The sequence below is a fragment of the Candidatus Methylomirabilota bacterium genome, from assembly GCA_035936835.1.
Lineage (GTDB): Bacteria > Methylomirabilota > Methylomirabilia > Rokubacteriales > CSP1-6 > AR37.
The window spans coordinates 1-2,715 of the sequence record DASYVT010000036.1 but is presented as its reverse complement, the minus strand read 5'-3'; the positions used below and the strand labels follow the sequence as shown (position 1 = coordinate 2,715).

The following is a 2,715-nucleotide window of genomic DNA, read 5'->3' as shown; positions in this document are numbered from 1 at the left end:
GCGGGAGAGCCCGCGTCGAGCTTCATGAAGGGCCGGATTCGGTGGGTCCACGGATTCCTGTCACGCACCGCGTTCCACGCCTCGCTCTTCGGTACGTCGGGCCGCTCGAACTCGTACACCGTCAGGTACTTCGGCTGGCCCTCGACCACCATGAAGCGGCGCACCCGTATGACGCCGGGCACGGTCAGGTAGTCCGGAATGTAGACGGTGTTGTACCAGGCGTTCCACTCTTCCTCCACCTGGGCGGGGATGTCCATGCGTCCCATCTGCAGATACGGCGACGGCCCCATCGTCAGCTCGACAGGGTTGGTCCGCGCCGGATGGATCTGGCGGTAGGCCTGGACGATGTAGTTGCGACCCACGTGGCCGCCCGAGGTCTTGGTGCGCCATGGTGACGGGCGGAAGCGCACGTCGTCGAGGAAGGATGATGTCCGCAGCACGCTCGGCTCCTCGAGCTCGTACATCGCCAGGTACTTGGGCCCGCCCGACAGCGCCGCGTAGCGCCCCGCGCTCAGGAAGCCAGGCACCTTGAGGAGGTGCTGGATGTGCTCCTCGTTGTACCAGCGGTTGAACTCGACCTCGTGCTCCGGGTCGACGTCCGTCCACAGCATCAAGAGTCCGGTGCCGCGCGTCTTGGACATGGAGACCTCCGAAGGCCGCGCCGGCGCTTACGTGCGGGCGGCGGTGACGAGAGCGGAAAACAGGCGGCGGGCCGGCTCGGAATTGCCGACGAGGTGCTCGGGATGCCACTGGACGCCGAGCACCCACCGCGAGTCGTCGTCGAGCTCGACGCCTTCGATCAGCCGATCGGGCGCCCACGCGACGGGCACGAGGCCGCGGCCGAGAGACTTGATGACCTGGTGGTGGAAGCTGTTGACCTCGAGGTCCTCGCCGCCCAGCACCCGCGACAGGCGGCTGCCCGCCGCGACCGTGACCTTGTGGGTCGCCAGGTCCCGCGCTTCTTTCTGGCTGTGCTGGATCTCCGTCCCGGGGTCCGTCGCCACGTCCTGGTGGAGGCTGCCGCCGAGGACGACGTTGAGCACCTGAACGCCGCGGCAGATCGCGAGGAGGGGAGTCTTTTTCTCGAGCGCGATCAGCGTCACCTGCGTCTCGAGGGCATCACGCGAGGGGGCGACGTCGTAGAGCGTCGGGTGCGGTGCCTCGCCGAAGCTCCGCGGGTCCATGTCGCCGCCGCCCGTGAGCAGGAGCGCGTCGAGGCCGCGCACGAGGCGCTCGAGGGACGACTTCGAGAGCTGGGGCGGTAGGAGCACCGGCACGCCGCCAGCCTGCTGGACGGCGTGGAGGTACGCCGAGTTGACGTAGGCGCGCTCGGGACTCTGGTCCACGGTGATGGACGTGGTCACGCCCACGAGCGGATCGCGCGGCATGCGGCTATGCTACCATACGCCGCATGAGCCTCGACTCCGCCTCCTCACAGAAAGACGTCGCCGGCGCGCCGGCGGCGGGACCGATGCACCAGGTAATGGGCCGCCGCTGGATGGTGGCGGCGGGCCACCCGTTGGCGGCGCAGGCTGCCGCGCGGATCCTCGAGGCGGGCGGCAACGCGATCGACGCCGGCTGCGCCGCAGGCTTCATGCTGGGAGTTGTCCACCCCGACATGGTCAGCTTCGCCGGCGTGGCACCCATCCTCGTGCATCTCGGGCGCACGGGCGAGACCTTCGAGGTCTCGGGCGTCGGGCCGTATCCGAAGCGCGCGACGGCCGAGTACTTCCACGAACATTGCGGGAGCCAGATCCCCGCCGGTCTCCTGCGCACGGTCGTGCCGGCCTCGCCGGACGCGTGGTGCACCGCGCTCGAGCGCTGGGGCACCAAGAGCTTCGCCGAGACGGCCGCGCCCGCCATGGAGTGCGCGGAGCATGGCTTCCCGCTCTCCGTCTTCTCCTCGTACCAGTTCGGCCGCGCCGCCGACAAGATCCGGAAGTTCCCCACGTCGGCCGCGCTGTACCTCAAGGACGGTCAGGGGCCGCCGCCCGGGCATCTTCTGGTAGAAGCGGAGTTGGCTCAGACCATCAAGACCATGGCCGCGGCGGAGCTCAAGGCGCGCTCGCGCGGCCGCGCGGGAGCGATCCGCGCCGCCCGGGACGCTTTCTACAAGGGTGACATCGCGAAGCGCATCGCCGAGTACCACGCGCGCGAAGGCGGCCTCCTGACTGCCGAAGATCTCGCCGCCTTTTCCGTTGAGATCGCGCCGGCGCTCAAGACGTCGTTCGGCGAATACGAGGTCGCGGCGTGCGGGTTCTGGTGCCAGGGGCCCGTGCTGCTGCAGATGCTGAACCTGATCGAGAGCTACGACTGGCGCGCCCTCGGTCACAACACGCCCCGGGCGCTGCACATCCTGACCGAGGCGATGAAGCTCGCGTTCGCCGACCGCGAGGCGTATTACGGCGACCCGCTCCACGTCAAGGTGCCCGCCGACGGGCTCTTGTCGAAGGAGTACGCCAAGGCGCGGCGCGCGCTGATCAGGGAGGACCGCGCCTGGCCCGACCTGCCGCCTGCCGGCGATCCGTACTCGCTGCGAGCGGTCGCCAACGGCGGCCACGGCGTCTCCGGTCCTGTCACGATGCGGCCCGGGGGGTCCCTCGACACGTCCTATGTCTCGGTCGTGGACGCGGAGGGCAACGCCTTCTCCGCGACGCCGAGCGACCCGGGCGTCGATTCCCCCGTCATCCCGGGCGTGGGCTGCGTGGTGTCGCC

Annotated in this window: 3 protein-coding genes; 1 reads left to right on the top strand and 2 read right to left on the bottom strand. The window is 69.7% G+C overall.

Going from position 1 to position 2,715, the window contains the following annotated elements:
• Together VGV06_03420 and VGV06_03415 are read right to left on the bottom strand one after the other, a co-directional pair.
• Positions 1 to 641: hypothetical protein (locus VGV06_03420; GenBank protein HEV2054206.1), on the bottom strand; the 641-nt coding region annotated here is incomplete at its 3' end.
• 27 nt (positions 642 to 668) lie between these two features.
• Positions 669 to 1,388: a gamma-glutamyl-gamma-aminobutyrate hydrolase family protein gene (locus tag VGV06_03415; protein ID HEV2054205.1), complete on the bottom strand. Its 720-nt coding sequence runs from the start codon at positions 1,386 to 1,388 to the stop codon at positions 669 to 671.
• Positions 1,389 to 1,411: 23 nt separating this feature from the next.
• Here VGV06_03415 and VGV06_03410 point away from each other — a divergent pair.
• Positions 1,412 to 2,715, top strand: a 1,304-nt coding sequence (locus tag VGV06_03410; protein HEV2054204.1) for a gamma-glutamyltransferase, incomplete at its 3' end; no start/stop codon positions are given.

What these genes read in the sequence shown, in the direction of transcription:
- VGV06_03415 (HEV2054205.1), bottom strand. Translation starts at nt 1,388, where the DNA reads ATGCCGCGCGATCCGCTCGTGGGCGTGACCACGTCCATCACCGTGGAC.